The organism is Bdellovibrio sp. SBM16 (assembly GCF_056175625.1).
On sequence record NZ_JBJKJG010000006.1, the window covers coordinates 107,560 to 128,020 of the forward strand.

General features: G+C 44.0%; 22 protein-coding genes. 16 read left to right on the top strand and 6 right to left on the bottom strand.

Features of this window, described 5'->3' with window-relative positions; genetic code table 11:
* Positions 1 to 2 precede the first annotated feature (2 nt).
* The gene (locus AC04MM_RS07230) at positions 3 to 581 is read left to right on the top strand and encodes a hypothetical protein (RefSeq protein ID WP_475379668.1); all 579 of its coding nucleotides are present in this window, start codon (positions 3 to 5) and stop codon (positions 579 to 581) included.
* Here the strand turns inward: AC04MM_RS07230 and AC04MM_RS07235 are convergent, their stop codons facing one another.
* Positions 582 to 2,177 (bottom strand): sulfatase-like hydrolase/transferase, encoded by a 1,596-nt coding sequence (locus AC04MM_RS07235; protein WP_475379669.1) that lies wholly within the window; start codon positions 2,175 to 2,177, stop codon positions 582 to 584.
* 134 nt (positions 2,178 to 2,311) lie between these two features.
* Here AC04MM_RS07235 and AC04MM_RS07240 point away from each other — a divergent pair, with 134 nt between their 5' ends.
* On the top strand, positions 2,312 to 2,947 hold the full coding sequence (locus AC04MM_RS07240; RefSeq protein ID WP_475379670.1) for a MotA/TolQ/ExbB proton channel family protein: 636 nt from the start codon (positions 2,312 to 2,314) through the stop codon (positions 2,945 to 2,947).
* Between the two features lie 7 nt (positions 2,948 to 2,954).
* A complete protein-coding gene (locus AC04MM_RS07245) occupies positions 2,955 to 3,359 on the top strand; it encodes an ExbD/TolR family protein (protein ID WP_475379671.1) in 405 nt (134 codons plus the stop codon).
* 72 nt (positions 3,360 to 3,431) lie between these two features.
* Here the strand turns inward: AC04MM_RS07245 and AC04MM_RS07250 are convergent, their stop codons facing one another.
* Positions 3,432 to 3,983, bottom strand: a complete 552-nt coding sequence (locus AC04MM_RS07250; RefSeq protein ID WP_475379672.1) for a hypothetical protein — start codon at positions 3,981 to 3,983, stop codon at positions 3,432 to 3,434.
* A 236-nt stretch (positions 3,984 to 4,219) separates the two neighbouring features.
* On the opposite strand from AC04MM_RS07250, the gene AC04MM_RS07255 reads away from it, so the two are divergent.
* The 10 genes from AC04MM_RS07255 to AC04MM_RS07300 all read left to right on the top strand — a co-directional run bounded on the left by AC04MM_RS07255 (position 4,220) and on the right by AC04MM_RS07300 (position 12,850).
* Complete coding sequence (locus AC04MM_RS07255) at positions 4,220 to 4,684, top strand: hypothetical protein (RefSeq protein ID WP_475379673.1); 465 nt, start codon at positions 4,220 to 4,222, stop codon at positions 4,682 to 4,684.
* 46 nt (positions 4,685 to 4,730) lie between these two features.
* A complete protein-coding gene (locus AC04MM_RS07260) occupies positions 4,731 to 5,408 on the top strand; it encodes a diacylglycerol/polyprenol kinase family protein (protein WP_475379674.1) in 678 nt (225 codons plus the stop codon).
* A gap of 22 nt (positions 5,409 to 5,430) precedes the next feature.
* Positions 5,431 to 6,249, top strand: coding sequence for a CDP-diacylglycerol--serine O-phosphatidyltransferase (pssA, locus tag AC04MM_RS07265; protein WP_475379675.1), 819 nt, complete (start codon positions 5,431 to 5,433; stop codon positions 6,247 to 6,249).
* The gene (locus AC04MM_RS07270; RefSeq protein WP_475379676.1) at positions 6,249 to 7,253 is read left to right on the top strand and encodes an aspartate-semialdehyde dehydrogenase; all 1,005 of its coding nucleotides are present in this window, start codon (positions 6,249 to 6,251) and stop codon (positions 7,251 to 7,253) included. The genes pssA and AC04MM_RS07270 overlap by 1 nt, the downstream gene beginning before the upstream one ends.
* A gap of 35 nt (positions 7,254 to 7,288) precedes the next feature.
* Positions 7,289 to 9,463, top strand: coding sequence for a CFI-box-CTERM domain-containing protein (locus AC04MM_RS07275; RefSeq protein ID WP_475379677.1), 2,175 nt, complete (start codon positions 7,289 to 7,291; stop codon positions 9,461 to 9,463).
* A 24-nt stretch (positions 9,464 to 9,487) separates the two neighbouring features.
* Positions 9,488 to 10,285: a tRNA pseudouridine(38-40) synthase TruA gene (gene truA, locus AC04MM_RS07280; RefSeq protein WP_475379678.1), complete on the top strand. Its 798-nt coding sequence runs from the start codon at positions 9,488 to 9,490 to the stop codon at positions 10,283 to 10,285.
* Between the two features lie 27 nt (positions 10,286 to 10,312).
* Positions 10,313 to 10,756: a 50S ribosomal protein L13 gene (rplM, locus tag AC04MM_RS07285; protein WP_475379679.1), complete on the top strand. Its 444-nt coding sequence runs from the start codon at positions 10,313 to 10,315 to the stop codon at positions 10,754 to 10,756.
* 14 nt (positions 10,757 to 10,770) lie between these two features.
* Positions 10,771 to 11,169, top strand: a complete 399-nt coding sequence (rpsI, locus tag AC04MM_RS07290) for a 30S ribosomal protein S9 (protein WP_475379858.1) — start codon at positions 10,771 to 10,773, stop codon at positions 11,167 to 11,169.
* Positions 11,170 to 11,748: 579 nt separating this feature from the next.
* A complete protein-coding gene (locus AC04MM_RS07295) occupies positions 11,749 to 12,069 on the top strand; it encodes a helix-turn-helix domain-containing protein (protein ID WP_475379680.1) in 321 nt (106 codons plus the stop codon).
* Positions 12,070 to 12,283: 214 nt separating this feature from the next.
* Positions 12,284 to 12,850, top strand: coding sequence for a hypothetical protein (locus tag AC04MM_RS07300; RefSeq protein ID WP_475379681.1), 567 nt, complete (start codon positions 12,284 to 12,286; stop codon positions 12,848 to 12,850).
* On the opposite strand, the gene AC04MM_RS07305 is transcribed toward AC04MM_RS07300, so the two are convergent.
* The 3 genes from AC04MM_RS07305 to AC04MM_RS07315 form a co-directional block, all read right to left on the bottom strand.
* Complete coding sequence (locus AC04MM_RS07305) at positions 12,851 to 13,642, bottom strand: SdrD B-like domain-containing protein (RefSeq protein ID WP_475379682.1); 792 nt, start codon at positions 13,640 to 13,642, stop codon at positions 12,851 to 12,853.
* Positions 13,643 to 13,778: 136 nt separating this feature from the next.
* Positions 13,779 to 16,526 (bottom strand): alanine--tRNA ligase, encoded by a 2,748-nt coding sequence (alaS, locus tag AC04MM_RS07310; RefSeq protein ID WP_475379859.1) that lies wholly within the window; start codon positions 16,524 to 16,526, stop codon positions 13,779 to 13,781.
* Positions 16,513 to 17,061 carry a hypothetical protein gene (locus AC04MM_RS07315; protein WP_475379683.1) on the bottom strand — a complete coding sequence of 183 codons (549 nt, stop codon included), beginning with the start codon at positions 17,059 to 17,061 and terminating at the stop codon, positions 16,513 to 16,515. Before AC04MM_RS07315 ends, alaS begins: the two co-directional genes overlap by 14 nt.
* An 88-nt stretch (positions 17,062 to 17,149) precedes the next feature.
* On the opposite strand from AC04MM_RS07315, the gene AC04MM_RS07320 reads away from it, so the two are divergent.
* From AC04MM_RS07320 to AC04MM_RS07330, 3 genes are all read left to right on the top strand, one after another.
* Positions 17,150 to 18,316, top strand: a complete 1,167-nt coding sequence (locus tag AC04MM_RS07320) for a hypothetical protein (RefSeq protein WP_475379684.1) — start codon at positions 17,150 to 17,152, stop codon at positions 18,314 to 18,316.
* A gap of 43 nt (positions 18,317 to 18,359) precedes the next feature.
* Positions 18,360 to 19,298 carry an SPFH domain-containing protein gene (locus tag AC04MM_RS07325; protein ID WP_475379685.1) on the top strand — a complete coding sequence of 313 codons (939 nt, stop codon included), beginning with the start codon at positions 18,360 to 18,362 and terminating at the stop codon, positions 19,296 to 19,298.
* Positions 19,299 to 19,401: 103 nt separating this feature from the next.
* Positions 19,402 to 19,989, top strand: a complete 588-nt coding sequence (locus tag AC04MM_RS07330) for a hypothetical protein (RefSeq protein ID WP_475379686.1) — start codon at positions 19,402 to 19,404, stop codon at positions 19,987 to 19,989.
* Between the two features lie 77 nt (positions 19,990 to 20,066).
* On the opposite strand, the gene AC04MM_RS07335 is transcribed toward AC04MM_RS07330, so the two are convergent.
* Positions 20,067 to 20,390 carry a TRL-like family protein gene (locus tag AC04MM_RS07335; protein WP_475379687.1) on the bottom strand — a complete coding sequence of 108 codons (324 nt, stop codon included), beginning with the start codon at positions 20,388 to 20,390 and terminating at the stop codon, positions 20,067 to 20,069.
* Positions 20,391 to 20,461: the final 71 nt, after the last annotated feature.

Genomic DNA, 20,461 nt, shown 5'->3' on the forward strand with positions numbered 1-20,461 from the left:
TTATGAAGTTTAAAGTCAGCTCACATAACGGCCAGCAAAAGTTCCCACAGACACATGTGCACAGCCTGTTAAATGATAATTTACTTGTTTGCCTGCGTCTGTGGAGTGGCCCCGAAGCCGAGCAAAAAGTAATTGATGAAGTTTTACGTTATCTGTCTGCGGCCGATGCCGACCTGGAAGTGACGACACCGTTTGATTATATCGAGAGTTTATCTTCGTTATCGAATAAAGTGCGGGTGGCACTGCTACTGGCCAATGAAGCCCTGTACGTCGATAACAAAGAAAAGTATTCGCAGGGATTTGAAATAGCTGTTTGTTATAAACACAACAAAGAAATCACTATCGGCTCGGTGGGCCGTTTTGCCTTTACCGCCGAGAAAAAAGATAAGAGCTTTGTCGTGTTCGAATCTGGCGGGTTTCTCGATGATTTAGTGTTATTGCCGACAGATCTGTTAGGGATTGAGCGCGAAATTGAAATCAAATGTGCGTCGGTTTCGATGCGCGATCTCGTAGCGATTCAGCTTAGCTCGAAATACGATCAAAACACCTTCTGGTCAGCAAAAATCAATCAGTTTGATTAGCTACTGCACGAAGTTCGCATCAACGAAAATCAGCGGGTGATACCAGTTTTTGTGTGGGTCATGCAGGCCCCAGATATTTTCCAGCGCTAAGTTCCAGATGCCGATTTTAATTTCTTCAAAATACTTTTTACGGTTTAGCTCGTAGTTCAATTTTGCTTTTTCGGCATTAAGATCAAACTGGGCTGCATGTTTGAATTTCAGATAATCAACAAACAGATCATCGTTACATGATTTAAGCTGCGAAATAGTTACCGGTGGTTTGCTGATCAGGTTCAGGCAGCCGGTGTAGGCCATATCTAGCTTGGTTAAATCGAGTTTTTCGATTTGCTTGGATTTAAGCTGCTGGTTAAGCCAATACAGATAAAGCGGGTGTGTTTCAGCAATTTTTAACGAGAAAAATTCTGCCGCCGGCAACGTATTTTTTAAATAGTTTTTGGCAATGGTCATGCCGTTATCGGCCGGTGGGGTAATGCTGGCCATAAACAAACGGCGCGGGCTTGGAATATCCTGTTCGCTGTTTTTTTTGTAAAGGTTTACTACTTCAAAACGATCGGTTGCAAGACTGAAAACTTCGGTTTCTTCTTTGCGATCGATAATTAACAGCGTCGGGGTGATCAGGGCAAAATTCAGCTGCAATGGTGTTCTAAGCCAGGCGTTGGCGGCTTCGATCAGCAAATAACGTGGGGCCATTGAACTGTCGGCTGAGGCATCGTTGTGAAACGGGCTAAGATCTAACAGCGGAAAACCATCAAGTGCTGATGGTTCGTTGATACCGAAAAAATTTTTCAGCGTGTAACCGATATCGGCCAGCGAAATCGGCGTATCGTTTTTCCAAGAAATGCCTTCATCGCCTGACATACGCGGTGGTTTGATCAATAGTGACACCAGCGTGTTTTCGGAGTGTAAATTTAAAAACGGTGTTTCATTTAAACGGTTATAGTTGTTGCCGCCGCGTAAGCCCACGACATAAACATAAGTTTTATCCCACAGGCCGCGGTCTTTCAGTTCGTGGATAAAATTATATAGCTTTTCATCAAGTCGTTCGATGTTTGTAGTCGATGTGTCCTGTTCGTTTAAGGCTTCGTTTTCAGAATTCGTGATGACCGCAAAAAACGGGGTGTTGTTTTCTTGCTGCCACTCTAAAAAACTGTCGGAGGTGATTTTAAAATCTTTAATAATCTGGTTTGAATACTGGGCGGCAGCCGAATCATCAAAGATGTCAAAGTAGCGGGATAAGCCGGTTTTTTTCAGGATATGCGGATTGCCGGCAAAAAAAGCGGTGCGATAGCCTTTGCGGTAAGCCGCTTCCTGCACTGTTGTGGTTGGTGAGGATAATGAATCGTAGCTGCGGTGAACACCGTGAATCAGCGGGTATTGTCCGGTTAAGATTGAGCCCATCGCCGCTGCCGGTTGCAGGGCCGTTGTGTACGCGTGGGTAAAGCGCATGAACTCTTTACAAATCAACGCTATGCCAGAGTTCTCATCATTCTTTTCTTCAGAGCAGTTCAGTTGTTCGTTATCAAGCTGGTCAAATGCCAGGATTAACACGGATTTTTTTGTTTCGGTTTGGCAGGAAGTCTGGACAAGAAACAACATAATAAACAAAGCAGTGACAAAAAATGGACGTGCCCAGACTTTGGTGTAATGTGTAAAATTCAGATTTTTTGACCGGCTCATGAACTAACATCATAATGACTAAGTACTAAATGTAAAGGTTAAAGGAGCCATCCATGTTCACTGAAAAAATATTTGCTGTAGCTCATTATGCGGATCAATTTGTTTTATTCGTCTTAGTGTTAATGAGCGTTATTTCAATCGCTATGATTTTTGAAAGATTTATGACTTTAAAAAAAGTAGCCACTGAAAGTGAGCGTGTGCGTGCCCGTATCCGTTTAGCGTTACAATCAGGGTCAGTTAATGATTTTGAAGATATCGCTAAAGACCCGACTTCAATCGAAGGCCGCGCTGCAAGTCAGGCGATGAAACACTACAAAGCCCACGGTGAGGCCGGCTTTTCGGAAGTGTTTAACTCGTTCGTGTTAACCGAAAAACCGGATTTAGAAAAGTTCTTACCGGTTTTGGCAACGATTGCATCAAACGCGCCATTTATCGGGTTGTTCGGTACGGTATTAGGTATTATGAAAGCGTTTAACGACCTGGCAATGGCGCCAGAAGCGGGTCAACAAACTGTTATGGCCGGTATCTCGGTCGCCCTAGTGGCAACTGCTGCGGGTCTATTCGTGGCAATTCCTGCCGGTATGTTCTTTAACTATTACACACGTAAAGTGCGTTCGATCTTGGTGAGTGTTGAATCAGTTAAAGAATTAGGTATGGCTTACGCTAAAAAATCTTCTTCAGCGAAATAGGTGATGTATGGCTTTTAAAGCTGACCAATCAGATGAAATCATGTCAGAGATCAACGTCGTACCGTTAGTCGACGTTATCCTGGTGGTTTTGATTATTTTTATGGTGACGGCTCCGATGATCATGAAGCCGTCGATCAACGTGAATCTTCCGAAAGCCGCCTCAGGTGAGGCAACTACACCATCTAAGTTAAACATTACAATCGGTAACGACGGTAAATTAAATTTAGACGGTGAAATAGTTGAAGACGCTCAGGTGCAGGCCAAAGCGCAGGAAGAAGTTTCTAAAAATCCAGAGATTCAGGCGATTATCGCTGCCGATAAAGATGTGCCGCACGGCCGTGTTGTTTCGGTACTGGATATCGTAAAAGGTGCCGGCGTAAAAAAATTCGCCATCAGCATCGACAAAAAATAATTTCGTAAAAAACGAGAAGGACGACCTTTCGGTCGTCCCTTTAGAATAAGATCTGGCGAAGACAGATCAACTCTAGTACCAGTATTTTACTGCGCCGTTTACTGTCATTGTATCTTCAGCATCAGCTTCGACAAAATTGTAACGGGCATTGGCTCCCAGAGTTAGGTATTCAGTGTCTGTACTTGTCACTGGAATATCAAAACCTACCATCGGAGCGGCAACGCCGACGGTGTCGTCATCGGTAAAAACTGCACCGGCCCCTAAGCCAATCCAGCTATCTCTGAAAAACACAACATCGGTCTTAAAGTCGTAGACGGCTTTAAGCAATAATGTGTTGCGGTCGATTTCATCGTTGGCGACTTCATCGTTAAAACGGGCATAACTGAATTCAGCACCTAAGCGTGTAGCTCCTTTGTTTGGAGCATAAGCTAAGTCGATACCGAGCTCGGCTTTACCGTCGTTATCACCTTCCGGTGTAGTGACCCCAGCGAGAAGACCAATTGATGGTCTATATTCTGAAGTAAACATATTCGGTTTTTTCATACTGACCAAACCGCTGTCCTCATCAGCTGCATTAGCTGTGTAGGTAAAAAACGATAACGCCAGTATTAATAACGTTTTCATAAACTCCTCCTTGTATTTGATCTAGGTAACCGAACTTATAGGAGCAAATCGAAGTGCCGAGTCAAATGTCCCAGAATGGGGCATTTTCATTCGTGTTTTGTTTTATTTCGAGACGGTGCGCAAAGAACAATTCCTCAAACTCAGTTCAATTTCAACCAGACCACCACCGATAAGTACTCGTGATCAAAAAACTTCGACGCCGACATAAAAGTATAATCGTGGCTATGCTGTGCCTTATGGTGACATCAGTTGTTAGCGGTTATTATTTATTTAAACCGTCGCCGGTCAGTCTATCTCAACGTGCTCCGGCCTCGATCAAGCCGGCAGAAATTGTTCAAGACGAAGAACCAAGGTTTTTTGCGCTTGAAGAAATTAAAAAGCCAGTGCCGTTTGAAACAACGTTGAAACTTGATTGCCATGATCTGTTGGTTGATAATACCAAGCTTACTTCGGCAAGTGTTTCGTCAGATCATGTGATCTTAAAGTTTTCACAGTGTAGCAACGCCTTGGCACAGGTTAAAAAAATCGAACTGGTGAATAAAACCAATGGCTACAATGCGCAGTTGTTTAAGCTCAATAAGGCAGAACTTAATTCAGACTTTATCCAGTTAGATAAAGGTTTAAATCAGCTTGAATTTGAAATCAGCCTAAACGACGGGCAAAAAAAACTACAAATCTTCAAAATTCAGCGAATTCAGTAACTATTTGGGTGACACAACCGCTGCCTTTTCATAGTTTTATCCGGTTGTGAATGACACTCAAAGTTCTCAAAATTTAAACAGTTACGATGGTGAATTTAAAAAACGCTCCGATGTCCATATCGCGCGTAAAATTTGGCACATGACTGGTGTTGGTATCTTATTCTTGGGATGGACTCTTTTACCGTATTGGGTCAGCATGACTCTGTTGACCTTGGGTTGGTTCCTGTTTGTGCCACCAGATTTGATCCGTTTGTATAATCCTCAGTTAAATCGTGTTATTACTCGTTGGTTTCGTCCGATTATGCGTAAAAATGAACTCGATCGTCCAGCCGGGACGTCGTATTTACTCACCGGTGTTATTTTTATCGGCTTATTATTTCCGTCAGATATCGTGGGTTTAAGTTTATTGTTCTTAGCTTTTGCCGATCCAATCGCCAGCTACGTCGGTATCAGATATGGCCGTGATAAAATCTTCGGGCACAAGTCGGTACAGGGTTTTGTGGCCGCATTTGTCGTTTGTTTTGTGGCCACCTTTGCCTTTTTATATTTTAAAAACATCAGTGACTATATTTTGGTGGTTAGCCTGATCGCGGGGCTAATCGGAGCTTTAGCGGAACTGATCCCAGTGGCAAAGATTGATGACAACTTCACCATGCCGGTTCTAAGCAGCGTCGGGTTATATTTCGTTTTTACTTTTTTTAATATTTTTCAGCACTTAAAATAAACTTAAAACTTTAGGATTAATTATGGTTGATCAATTCGATGAACTTGAAGAAAAAACACCATCAGGTAAACGTCTGGGAATGTACGTTTACATTTTGCCAAATCTGGTAACGATCGGTAATTTATTCTGCGGTTTTTTCTCGATTATTAAAACATTCGAAAAAGATTACAAAACTGCGGCAATTGCGATTGTTGTGGCGGCGATCTTCGACCAATTAGACGGACGTTTAGCACGTTTAACCCGTGCCACTTCAAAATTCGGTGCGGAGCTTGATTCTTTATGTGACGCTGTCAGCTTCGGTGTAGCACCCGGTATGTTAATGTATTTCTGGGCCCTGCAGCCGTTTGGCCGCTTGGGGTACATGGCTTCGTTTTTATTCGCGGCGTGCGGTGTTCTGCGTTTGGCGCGCTTTAACGTGCAAGTTGGCGTGGTTGAGAAAAACTACTTTCAGGGTTTACCGATTCCGATGGCGGCAGGTATCATCGCTTCAGCTTTCCTGGCATTTGAAGATATGGGTTGGACAGCTGAAGGTAACGTCGCGCTGTTAGTGGTGACAATGTTACTGGCGTTTGTGATGGTTTCAAACTTCAGATACCGTTCATTTAAAGATATCGATTTAAAACAACGTTTACCGTTTAGATATTTAATCTTAGGCGTGGGCGTGTTGTTTGTCGTGGCCCTTCGCCCTGAAATGATGCTGTTTGTATTATTCTTCGGTTATGCGGCATTAGGTGCGGTATTCGGTATTTTCCGTTGGGGAAAAAACCGCAAACAATTACCGGCCAGCGTTTATGCTCCGGCAAACACTAATGAAAACGATTTACAAGAAGAGGTCGACTAATGAAACCATGGAAAAAGGCTTTAAAAGTTGGATTAGTGGGGGCAACTGGCGTTGTCGGTGAAACCTTTATCAACCTGTTGGAAGAGTATGCTTTTCCGATCGCTGAATTACGTCCGTTTGCATCTGATAAATCATTAGGTGTTAAGTTAGAATTAGCTGGTAAAGAGTGGGCCTGTCAGGTGTTAAAACCAGGCTGTTTTGATGGCCTTGATATGGTGTTTTTCTCTTCAGGTGATGACATTTCAAAAGAATGGGCACCTCAGGCAGTAAAAGCCGGAGCCTTCGCGATTGATAACTCAAACGCGTTCCGGATGGATCAAGGTATCAACTTAGTTGTACCTGAAGTGAACGGTCATTTGTTAAATGAAAATTCGAAACCTCAGATCATCGCCAATCCAAACTGTTCAACGATTCAGTTAGTGGTGGCGCTGAAGCCTTTATACGATAAATTCGGTATTTCTGATGTGACTGTATCAAGCTACCAAGCCGTGAGCGGTGCAGGTCTTCCTGGTTTTGACGAGTTGTTAGACCAAACTAAAAACTTTCAGACTCCGGATCACGCGGCAAAGATTTTTCCAAAGCAAATTTTATTCAATTGTATCCCGCAAATCGGTGGCTTCGGAGCTGATGGATTCTGTACCGAAGAATCTAAAATCATGAATGAAACCTGCAAAATCATGGGTGATAACAATATTAAAGTATCGGCATTTACCGTGCGTATCCCGGCATTAAATGGTCACTCAGAAGCTGTTTGGGTTACGTTAAACAAGCAAGCGAGCAAAGAAGAAGTGATTAACACTTTAGGTTCGTTTGAAGGTTTAGCGGTTATGCAAGACGATTACCCAACGGCTATAGATGTATCGGGTGAAGATCCGGTGTTTGTCGGTCGTATTCACCAAGATCGCCACAATCCCAATCGCTGGTTAATGTGGGTCGTTTCGGACAACCTTAAAAAAGGTGCGGCTCTGAACGGTTTACAGATTGCAGAACGCATTTTTTCCTAGCAAAGCCTAAGCTTTAGTGCTGCAATATTTGAGTGATGTTGCAGCAAAGTTTAATCCTATCAATCTTGTTATTTTTTTCATCAGCCAATGCCGCTGATTTTACCATCATCGGCGCCAGCGGTGGAAGTTACGTTGAAACCGATGCGTCGGGTAATATCTCGCTCTACGGCGGCATCGCCGGTACTTGCGCAAGCCCCTCATCTGGCAGCACCTGTAACACCTGCACCAGTACGGCTACACCTCCGGTGGCCTGTAACCCGGCCAGCGTTCACTCGACATTGCAAATCGGTATCACCATCACGACCGGTGCAGCCGTAAGTAACCGTTCGATCCGCGTTTATACCGGCGTTGGCACTGATTTCAGTAACGCGGTCGAGATCGGCTCAACCGGCACGATCACGGCTGCGGCCAGCACCACGGTTATCGTTCCGGTAACAGTGGATTGGGGTGACGTTTGTGCCGAAGACACAAACTTCGGTTCTGATGCCTGCAACCCGATATCTACTCCAACCACAGGTTTATCGTTTCAGTCAGGTCGTCGCCTTTTTGTCGGTATAGATGCAGACGGCACTGATGGCATTGAAGAAGACGAAGCAACTTCTTTTCCGATTTATCTTCACCATATTAATGTCGCTGATCCGCTGATTTCTAACCAGGCTGTTTGTGCCTCGCAAGATAGCTCTAAATTTGGGGCCTGTGGTTTTCAGTTAGATGTTGGCGGCGATGAGAAATTATTTTTACGTGATCTGATTTTATCATCATCAACACCGTTAACGCCATCAACAGCGCCTGCATGGTACGGAGTTGCGTTTTTCTTCCAGGATCAAACCGGGCAGACATTAAATCCGGCCAATGTTTCAACCGGTCAGAACAGCCCGATCATTAAGGCTTATGATACCAACGATTACAGTATCGATGCGACTTTAACAGGATTTACCAATTATCAGAACTACTGTCTGATCATGGGTAATATCAATAAAGCACAGAATATTTTTTATATTACCACTGGCGGAGCTCCTGCCGAAAACTGCGGGACTCCTTCAGAGGTTGTGGGTCTGCTCGATGATAAAAGCTGTTTTATTTCAACGGCGGCTTTTGGTTCTGATATGGCTGCCGAAGTCGAAACTTTCAGGCAATTTCGCAATCACTTTTTAATCCCGCATGACTTTGGCCGTTCGTTTATCAAAGCGTACTACAATTACAGTCCGCCAGCGGCAGAGTTCATCGCCCAATCAGAGGTCTTACGTTTTATTGCGCGTCTGATGCTGTACCCATTGTATTTGTTCTCGCTACTGAGCCTGCACTTTGGCTTTGTGTACGCCTTGCTTGGTTTGCTTGTGATGATTTTTTTCTTACGTAAATATAAATTAGTCATTCAGTACTGGAAAACCTTAGGCGTGAGCCATCGCAGCCGTATCAAAATCATGTTCGTCTTATTTACGCTATTAATGCTTGTGCAAAACAAAGTGTACGCGCAGTTTTTTCCGGATGAGAAAAAGGTGCAACACCAGGGTGCCGCCGACGGTCTGGTAAAGATCGACAAGGACGGGGTGTATATTTATAAGCCCGAACCGCAAAATGTACAGCACGCAAGCCATGTGCGTATTGGTATGGTGTCGACTCCGGATGTGGAATCAGAAATCTGCGACGAGAATGAACAAAACTGCCAGGTTATTTCGTTTGACGATATATACTCGGGGGCCTCAGGTATGGGTTTTGAGTATGTGTACGAGAATTTTTTATTTACCGACAGTGGGACTAATTTCGGTAAACTGGGTTACCAACTAGGTTTATCGTTAAGTTACGCCCAAGGGAACGGCCGGTTAGTGTCGGATTTAAATACTGAATCCGTCGAGTCATTTTCATTTTTAACGGTGCCACTGTTTGCCGGCGGTATTTACCGCTTTGAGTACCGTGATCGTCAGATTTTTGTACCGTACTTCGGCGGTGGCGGTGTGTACGCGGTGTTAGCCGAAAAGCGTGAAGATAAATCACAAATCAACGGGATCGGTGCTCCGGGATTTTACGGCTTCGGTGGGGCTTTGTTAAATCTTTCGGCCTTAGATCGTGATCTGGGCTCAGAGTTTGCCACCGAATACGATATCAAAAATCTCTGGTTAAGTGCTGAATTTAAGTTCATCAGCGTCAGTTCGGAAGCTTTTTCTCTGGAGAATGGCTACGTTCAGGGTGGAATGGGCTTTGATTTTTAAGCTTATCTGTAATAAACCCTCGCCATGCCGAGAATTCGATTTACTGTAAGCTATGACGGGACCGACTTTTGTGGTTGGCAACGTCAGACGGCCACTCATGAAAACAACACGAAACCCAGTGTTTCTCAGACGATCACCCATGCGTTAGAGAAGGTGTTTTGCCATGAGGTCTACTTAAATGCTTCAGGTAGAACCGATGCCGGTGTTCACGCGCTAAATCAGGTCTGTCATTTCGATACGACCTGGTCAGAGGAGAAATTGCAAAATTTTAACCTGGCGCGCGCGGTTGAGCACAAACTTCCAGAGTCGATTGTCGTGAAAAAAGCGTGGCTTGCGCCCGATGATTTTCATGCGACCATCTCGGCTGATAAAAAAACCTACCGATATTTAATTCTGAACCAGCCACAACCGAGTGCGATCCACGCCCGTACAATGAGTTGGATGAGAAAACCCCTGGATTTGGACTATTTAAATAAGTGTTCGCACTACTTTATCGGCGAGCATGACTTTAAAAGCTTCCAATCTGTAGGCACTGAGGTCGCTCATACCGTGCGAACGATCTACTCTGCCCATTGGGATTGGCGCACCCCTAAGGTTGCACAATTTACAGTCACCGGGTCGGGATTTCTTAAACAAATGGTCAGAAATATCGTAGGAACGCAATTATTGGCATTTCGCAAGGATTGGAAGCCAGAAACTATGCAGGAAATACTCATGGCGCAGGACCGCCGCAAGGCCGGCCCACCTGCTGAAGCCCGGGGTCTATATTTAATGCGAGTTTATTATCCCCAAGACCTTGACAACAGGTGCCGCCAACTTTAAAACACTCATTCTATCTTTGGAGAAAAAATGAAAACTTGGAACGCAAAAACTGAAGAAACAGACCGTCAATGGTTCATCGTAGACGCATCTGGTTTAAGACTAGGTCGCTTAGCGACTCACGTAGCTAATATCTTACGTGGTAAAAACTTACCTACATTCACACCAAATCAAGACGCTGGTGGTTTTGTTGTTGTTATCAACTCTGACAAAATTGAAATGACAGGTAACAAATGGAACACAAAAAAGTACTACAGACACTCTCGCTTTTTTGGTTCATTAAAAGAAAAAACTGCAGAAGTGATGAGACAAGATAACTCTCAGTTCATCATCGAAGACGCAGTAAAAGGTATGTTACCAGTTAACAAACTTTCTAAAACTTTAATTACTAAACTAAAAGTATACCCAGGTGCTGAGCATCCTCATGCTGCTCAAAAACCTCAAGCTTACACTGTAAAAGTTAAGAACAAATAAGAAGGTAAATGAATATGGCAGCAGCTGAAAAATTATTTTACGCAACTGGAAGAAGAAAAACGAGCTCAGCTCGTGTTTACCTTAAACCAGGTAAAGGCAAAGTAACAATCAACGGTAAAGCATCTGATGCTTACTTAACTCGTTTACAATCTCGTATGGTTATCATGCAACCAATCGAAGCTTTAAACCAAGCTGGTAAATTCGATTTACGCGTTATGGTTTCTGGCGGCGGTGAGTCTGGTCAAGCAGGTGCTATCCGTCACGGTGTTACTCGCGCATTAATCGCTTTTAACCCAGAATTCAAAGGCGAGCTTAAAAAAGCTGGCTTCGTTACGCGTGACCCTCGTATGGTTGAGCGTAAAAAATACGGTATCCGTGGTGCTCGTCGCCGTGGTCAATACTCAAAACGTTAATCGTTACGAGTTACTCAAGGATCGGCCGCAAGGCCGACCAACCGTTTTATACAGAAAACGAATCATTCCAAAGATATGTTTTCTCAAAACCCACTCCAAAAGAGTGGGTTTTTTTTTGGCTTGGGCCTGTGCCCTTAGGGCTTCGTATTTACAGAATCTTAACTAAATAAAATTTTTTTTAAAGTCTTTGTTTACTGCATTTATCGGGGTGGGGGAGCGGGGGTTGGCTGTTAAGAACTTGATCGACTTTTTGTGTGTTCTTAACAGTCTTTAACATAATATTTGGCGTGTCAGATTGAGATCTAGCCAGTCAAAGGTCTGGTTTTGACGTAATCGGCTGGCTGTTTTCGGCGTAATTCAATTAAATGCGTCCTGCGGTAACCTTGCGGAAATATTCAGCATTTCTTAAGCCGAGAAATCAACAAAAGCCTGTATAGAAAACTTAACAGGTTTTTGACAATTTTGCTTTATTAAATGAGTCTTTGTTGCTAAACTGTCTTCAAGTAACAGATATAAACCTCAGAAATTTTCTATGCGTGAGGATTTATTTAAAGGAATTGTTACTTGAAGGAGAGCGCAATGCTAACAACAGAACGAACAAATCAGATAGAGATCCTTGCAAAGTTCTTAAAAGAAAAACGCGTACAATCCGGCTTATCGCAAAAGGATGTTGCTGAAAAATTAGGCTACTCAACTTCTCAATTTATTTCAAACTGGGAAAGAGGTATTTCTCACCCACCGTTAAATACTCTGAGAAGCTTGTCTCAGCTCTATAAGATCAATCCAGAAGAGATGTTTGAAGTCCTTTTAAAGGCGACTGTAGCTCAGGTTGAAGTTGATCTTAAAAAGAAATTCTATGCCACGGCTAGCACGGGTACAGACGCTTCACACGGCAGTTAATATCTGCCTCTGGCAGTGGTCACGATAACTGGGACCGGACCTCAGTCCGGGCCTCAGTATCGCAAATTTCTCTATCGTACATTTTAAACTCCCTCAATCGCAGGTTTAAACCGGAAAATTGAGGGAGTTTGCTTTTTGTGTATCCCTTTAAGATTCCCATATAGAAACAATGTGATTCTGCCGATAGGTAGATATGGTAAAAGGGGCGAAGTTCATGAAATTTAAAGTTACACTTTTAATTATTGTTTTGTTCTTTTCCTACCAAAATTGTTCGCGGCAAAATTTCGATGAGGTCGCTCTTCAAAAATCGCAAAGTCAAAGCGAAGCGCAGAGTCTGGCTGACCTTCAGGTTCAGCAACTGAAGTTTTTCACTGAGCAAAATTCTGAAGTGCAAAAAGGTACGCAGAAATTTTATGTCAAAACGAAAAAAAATTATGTCTTAGATCCTGATTCGGGTGTGCTGGCCGAGCACGATCAGGCAACCGGTGATTTAGCAACTTACTGTTTAAGCAATGAATTGTTAAGTGAAGTTCGTGCTATCGTGATGCAATCGTCAGTTTGTCGTGGCGGACCTGCAGCGCCTGAAGGGGTGATGTGTGCGCAGGTTATCCAAGAGCCCTATGCAGAGCTTGTTACCGAAAATGATATCATCGAATTAGGATCGGCTTCGGATGCCTGTGGTTCGAATAAGATCGATCTTTGCGAAGATCAATCCAGCGTGCTGAAAAACTGGATTGAATCCGTTCGCAGTCAATTACCGAGTCTTACTTGCGGTCAGTAATTAATTACAGATAGGTACACCTGATTTGCCGTCGTTGTAGCGGTTAAGTTCATTGGCCAGGTTAACCATTTTTCTGCCTTCCGGGGTTGAACTATCAACAAAATTATTATTTGCCACTGGCATCGTTTGGTTTGCTAGAGTGGCGTCGGCTGTTGTGATTGTGTTCGTGATAACGCTGCCGCTGGCGGTGGCCATGATATTGGTTTTTGCGATGATCAGCTGATGGCCTAAGATAAGAAGCGCGTTACCATTCGCCTGCATATTTAACAGCGAAATTAACTGGCGTGAATTATAACTAGATGTCCCCAACGTCATCGTCGCTGGGTCTTGCAATAAAAATCTGAATAGCAGCTGCCCCTGTGCGGTTGCGGTCCATCTGGCGTATGAGCGGACGCAGCCGATATCTGTGGTTAAGCGAGCACGGTTGCCAATGGCAATGATCACGCTGGCATTCATTTGATTGACTTCGATGTCCTGGCATTGCGGGGTTGTCGTAACCCATTTTGAATCAGCAGGAAAAACTTCGCACAGCAGGTATTTCTGAAACGGCAGATCATCAAAAGCAAAACTTCCGGCAACGCCGCTTAAGTCAGACATGCGCACTGTTGCGCCATCAAGATTTTTAAGAACGATGGTAAAGCCCGGGAGGCGCGTTTCTGCATCGTCTACGCCGTTGCTGTTGGCATCGTGAAACACATACCCTTGCACTGAGCCTGTGTCTGCGGCGAAGGCTACAGCTGAGGTTAAAGTAAAAAAAAGAACCGTTGCTATGTTATGACTAAATGATGGCATGGGCATTTTTCCTTTCCTTGCGGCAAAATGCTTCGTAAGTGCCAGCTTTGTGCCAAGAGTAATGCTCATCCCATACGAGAGTAGATGAAAAACGGGGAATTTACGGACTTAGGCGGTAAACCTAAGTCCCAACTAGTTACTTAATACCAAGCTTCGTGTGGACAACTTGGTTAGCTTCTTTGATTTTAGAACGATCCGGCACCGCTCCTTGAGCAAAATCCGGACGACCGCCGCCTTTACCACCCAATACTTGCGCGAAATCTTTTAGCAGGGTTCCGGCCTGAAATTGTGAAGTTAAGTCTTTGGTTACCGAAATAATAACCGGGTGAGAAGCTTCGCCAGCGCCCATCACGATGACAACGCCTTTTTGAATTTTGTTTTTTAATTGGTCATTGATTTGTGAAAGCACTTCGCGATCATCTAAGGCTAAATCAGCAAACACGTATTTAGCATCACCGGCAAACGTTTGCGCTGATTTTGCAATTTCATCCACATTGATTTGGCCCGATTGCGCTTTTTTGATCTGTTTTTGTAAATCTTTGATTTCTTCTTTCTTCGCTTCAATCCACTCAACAATTGATTTATCAGAGGCCAAACCTGTCGCAAGACGCGCTTGTTTTACTTCTTCGGTATTCTTCATAAATAATTCGATCACCGCATCGCCAGTGATGGCTTCAATACGGCGAACGCCGGCGCTTACGCCAGATTCAGACGTGATTTTGAAAGCTCTGATTTCAGCGGTGTTGTGTACGTGTGTTCCGCCGCAGAGTTCGATCGAAAACGGCTTTTCATTGGCCGCCAGTACCGGTTGTCCCATGGTTAAGACGCGCACTTCATCACCGTATTTTTCGCCGAATAAAGCCATTGCGCCTTTTTCAATCGCCGCTTTGTGGCCCATGTTTTCAACTTTAACTGTGTGCGCATGAGAAATCTCAGTGTTCACCAGCTCTTCGATTTTTTTGATCTCATCAGCAGTCAGTGGTTTGTTGTGAGTAAAGTCGAATCGGGTTTTAGAAGCATCAACTAACGAACCGGCTTGGGTTACGTGTGTGCCTAATACAATTCTTAAAGCCGAGTGTAATAAATGGGTTGCTGAGTGGTTGCTCGCTGTTTGCCGGCGCTCTTTGGATTCAACGTGTGCATTGACGGCTTCGTTTAATTTTAATTCGCCAGTCATAACTTCGATCTGGTGTAAGAACACTGAACCCTGCTTTACGCAGTCGTGTACTTTGGCATCAACATTTGTTGACAAGATTAAACCGTGATCGCCGACCTGGCCGCCGCCTTCAGCGTAGAACGGTGTGATGTCCAGAATCACATAACCGGTTTCACCGGCCTTTAAAGAAGAAACCTCTTTAGAGCCGTTTGAAAGTGCGATCACTTTTGATTTAGCGACTAAATGATCGTAACCGATAAACTTCGTTGGGGTTGTTGAGTGCTTCTGGCCGAATTCAATCACGTGTTTTTCATCGGCTTGTAATGATTTAGCTTTCCAAGATGATTTGGCTTTTTCTTTTGAAGCCTGCATCACTTTTTCAAAACCGGCTTCATCGACTGCAAAACCAAGTTCAGCCGCCATTAACGCGGTTAAATCCACCGGAAACCCGTAGGTGTCGTAAAGTTTAAAGATAGTTTCGCCAGTGATGGTTTTGCTCTTAGAGGCCTGTAACTTTTTGATTTCTTCGTGGAAAATCGCGGTTCCGTTATCTAGTGTTTGTAAAAAACGCGCTTCCTCATCACGGATCGTTGTTAGTATCACATCTTTACGCGCTTTTAATTCAGGGTAGAAATCACCCATGGCACCGATTAAGGCTTCAGACATCGGAAGTAATAAAGATTTATCAGTTGAAATTTTACGACCGTAACGGATTGCACGACGCATGATACGGCGTAATACGTAGCCACGGCCTTCGTTTGATGGCAGTGCTCCGTCAGCTAATAAAAATGAAGTCGAACGGCAGTGATCCGCCAGTACGCGGACTGCTGTTAATTCTTCAAATTTTTGTTTTTGTTCAGCAGATAAGGCAGCGCCGGAATTTAAAGTTTTGATGTTGGCGCGCTCCCATTTCATCATTTCCTGATAATCTAACTTAGTGCCGGCTTTAACTAAACCGGCAGTGATGATTTCCTGAAATAAATCCGTGTTGTAGTTGTTCCAGCAATCTTGAACTGCCGCTGTTAAGCGTTCAAAACCAGAACCCGTATCAACCGAAGGTTTCGGAAGTTTTGTCATTTGACCCGGGGCTGTTTCTTCAAACTGCATGAAGACTAAATTCCAGATTTCAACGTAACGGTCTTCACCGGCTTTGATGGATTCAAATGGATCAGCGATTTTTCCAAAGTCTGGGCCATGATCGTAGAAAATTTCAGAACATGGGCCGCACGGGCCTACATCGCCCATTCTCCAGAAGTTATCTTTTTCGCCTAAACGGAAGATGCGATCTTTAGGTACACCTTCTTGTTTGTGCCAGATATCAGCGGCTTCATCGTCATCTAAAAAAACAGTGACGTATAATTTTTCTTTAGGGATTTTTAATTCAACCGTTAAAAACTCCCAGGCGTAGTGAATTGCATCTTTTTTGAAGTAATCGCCGAACGAGAAGTTACCTAACATTTCAAAGAACGTGTGGTGGCGGGCCGTAAACCCGACATTGTCCAGGTCATTATGTTTACCGCCGGCGCGCACACATTTTTGTGAAGTGACGGCTTTTGTGTAATCACGTTTTTCTAAACCTAAGAAACAGTTTTTGAACTGATTCATGCCGGCGTTCGTGAAAAGCAATGTCGGATCATTTTCTGGAATTAAGCTCGAACTGGCGACCGCTGTGTGACCGTTCTTTTTAAAGTAGTTAATAAATGCGTTTCTAATTTCAGAATTCTTCATCATAATTTTCACCATTTTCTAAAGACGATAGCTTACCTGTTTTAAAATAGTCTTTGTAGGCCTGACTTGCTGTGGAAAGGTTAAATCCACGTCCAGCCAGGAATCTAATGACCTTGGCTTTCTGTTTTTGCAGCTCTTTAAAGCCTAAACCCAGAAATTCGGTCCGATCCCACTTAACTTTAAGCAATTCGAGGGCTTTTTCGAGCTCGACTTCGGCCGAAATTTTAACTGATTTTAAACCTGCGGCTTTGAGCTTTTGGTTAATGTAGTTTTGCCCTTTTTTTCGACGGCCTAAGGCGCGCACGAACTGCTCGGTCATATTCTCTTCTGTCGGAAACCACGACTGCACCGCCACCCACTCAAGCAGCTGCTTCATCAGTTCAGGCTCGAGGCGTTTTTTTAGCTTTTTTTCGATCTCTTTAAGAGTGTAATCGCGGGCCCCGAACATCTCCACGACGCGGTCTTTACCCTGGTTCAGGGTCAGCATCGGAGCTACGTAGTTGGGATCAAGTTTTCGGGGTGGCAGGCGTCGCATGGTTTAAGATCGTACCTGCTTGGTCTGAAAGCTGCAAATACTAGTCTGTAGAAGAGGTGAATTTATGAACTACAGCAAGCGTATCACAATGAGACATTCTATCCTGGCTGTATTGTTTATGGGTCAGGCTGCTCAGGCACAACTGACGTGTGGAAGCTTATTCGGTACCAAAAATCCGCCTATTGCCTACGAACAGGTCAAGGTGGCGATCAGTTCAGACAAACTCACTAAATTGGCCCGCAGTAATGCCCCCCAGTCGTGGGCCTGGTTTAAAAAGTATGCGGACAATTTTTTACCCGAAAGTATAATTAAATTTGAAGGAATGATCGAGGGTGACCCGCATAACGGAAACTACGGTCCGACAGTTGTAAACGGCAAGGTCAAGTGGCGTTCGCTCGATTATGATGATGCCGGCCGCGGCCCGTATATCTTGGATTTTGCTAAATTCCTGATCGCCACCAAAGCGGTCGACAGTGTTAAAAAAGTAAAAGCATCCGACCTGTGGAAGCAGTACCAGTTGGGACTTGAAGGTAGAGACTATAAAAATCCGCCCAAGCGTATCTCTGAATTATTAGAGATGTCGGCGGCAGAGTTCCGCAATATGGAGATCAAAAAAGCACTGAAGTTTTCCAAGGGTGACCGTCTGATTAACGATGGCGAACGATCATCAAAAATTACCGATAAAAAGACTCATGATCTGGTCGTTGAAGTTTTTCGCCGCCATCTGCCGCAAGACCTGGTGGTGCTGGATGTTGGTGGCCGCGAAAAAGAAGGCGGTGGTTCTGGCTCGGTCAATGGTGAAGGCGGTGCACTTCGTTTTATCGCCTTGGTTAAAGGTAAAGACGGACGCAACACACTTTATGAATTAAAACAAGATGGCGAATCAGGAATAGAAAATTACCGTCCGCAGGATGTATCGCTACAGGAAATCCTGGATTTTCATGTTGGCAAAAACGATCGCAATTTTCAGGAAGTTAATGTGAATATCGACGGAGATAAACGTTTTGTGCTGCGACCGAAGCCGCTGTATTTCTATGACTATGCGAATAAAGCTAAAACGATGAGTCAGCACGAAGAGTTCGCATCACTGACACTTTATAATGCGTGGTACAAAGGGCGCATGATTAGCCAGCAAAAAAATGCTGAACCCTATTTAAAAGCACTGCAAAATGATAAAAACAACGAAATCTTCGAGGGTGTAAAGCGCATGTCCTGGGAGTACTTAGAGTTTATCGAGAAGTACTTGCCTGAATAATTAAACCTTAGCTAACATATCCGCACTAACACGGAGTGTGGCTATGTTTGAAACTTTAGGCTTCTCAACAATTTTAATTGCGATCGTTGTAATTTCAGTTCTTGGCGGACTGATTGTGACCGTTAACCAAGGAACGGTCTCTGTCGTTACCATGTTCGGTAAATACCGCCGTATTATGTACCCGGGTTTAAATTTTAAAATTCCGTTCTTTGAAGTGATCTTCCGCCGCGTATCGGTACAAAACCAATCAGTTGAATTGCAGTTTCAGGCGATCACCCAGGATCAGGCCAATGTAAATTTTAAAGCCCTATTACTTTACTCGGTGGTTGATCAGACAGAAGCCACCATTAAAGATGTGGCGTTTAAATTTATCGACTTTGGCTCTTTAATGCAGACCTTAAATAGAACCGTTGAAGGTTCAGTGCGCGGGTTTGTCGCGACCAAACGTCAGAACGAAATCTTAGGTCTGCGCAAAGATATCGTTAACGCGGTTAAAGCACAGTTAGACGAAGATTTAAAATCCTGGGGTTACCACCTGATCGATATGCAGTTAAACGACATCACTTTCGATGAAACGATCATGCAGTCGATGGCGCAGGTTGTGGCCTCGTCAAACTTACGTGCCGCTGCCGAAAATGAAGCGTTAGCGTTATTAATCAAAAAAACCAAAGCCGCCGAAGCGGACGGTATGGCAATTAAAATTTCTGCCGAAGCCGAAAAAGAAGCTTCTAAACTTCGCGGTGAAGGTATCGCTTTATTCAGAGAAGAAGTGGCAAGAGGTATGGCCAAAGCTGCAGATGAAATGAAAAACGCAGGCCTGGATAGCTCATTTATTTTATTTTCGATGTGGACAGATGCGATCAAACACTTTGCTGAAAACGGCAAGGGTAACACGATCTTCTTAGATGGTTCGACAGAGGGTTTAGAAAAAACCATGAAGCAGATGACTAGCTTATCGAATGTAAAAACCGGAAGAGCTTAGTTTCTTTTTTTGCGAGCGGTGTATTTAACTGCTCGCATCCTATCTGGTCTGATCCTTGCTTAACCCAGTGATATAAGTGTCATAACGACCATTGGGGGGATCTATGAAATCATTTTCTATCGCTATTTTGTTATTATTTTGGGCTAATCTTGTGTCGGCTCAGCAAAACTGTATGAACAGCTGCTCGGCAGAGTGTATTCGCGCAGCTCAGCAAATTCTTGTAAACTGCGGTGGAGTCACTCCTCCACCGGTAACACCACCTCCGTCAAAGACGGCGCTTTACCATTCAGATTCATGCAAAGAGAGTGAGTTAATCGTTAACCTACGTTCAACAACTGATTGCTCAAGCAGCGTGATCAGCTCAGCTCCAAGAACCTGGGGTGTGAAAGTGCGCGGCGTCTGTTCAGATATTTCTGACGAAGATACACCCAAAGCCTGTGTAAAGTACAAAGCGGCAGGCTCTTTGGATGCGACATTCTTTTATCACAGTGATCGTTGCGAGCCATCTGAGTTATTGGCGGCAGTCGATGGCAATACCGATTGTGATAAGCTGGTTCAGGTTGAAAATGATCGCGTTTGGGGCGTAGTTTCAGACGGCCAGTGTATTGATATTTCAGATATGGATATGAAGGCCGCTTGCCAGAGATATAAAGAATTCGGAATGATGACTGAAAGATCTAAGAAAAAATAATCAAGAAAACACAAAAAATCGAGCCGGGCAGTCGTTTGAAGTTTACTTGACCGCCCGCTCATGAAAATCAAAAAGAATTACTGAGCTTTAGCTCCGCCTTTGTAGCCGTAAGCCACTGTACACCAAGTGTTTTTGATGAATAGTAAGCTTGAGCTGTGTTGATCGATGTGAGAAACGATGGTCATACCGCCAGCTTTTGCAGCTTCAGCAACAGATGCATCACCAGTTGCCCAAGCGCCTAACCAGCTCGTTGCACAAGCTTCACCGCGTAAAGGACCTTTAGGTAAGTGAGTAGTTGCCACTGGACCGTGAACATCAGAGTAGATAAATCCACCAACAGGTTGAGTTGAAGCACATCCAGCTAAAGTTGCTAATGCTAAAGCAGCGATTAATAGTTTCATGGTTTTTCCTTTTGCGTACCTCAAAGAGCACGACTTCCTTGTTGTTAAAATATCTGTTTTGCCCAAAGCAA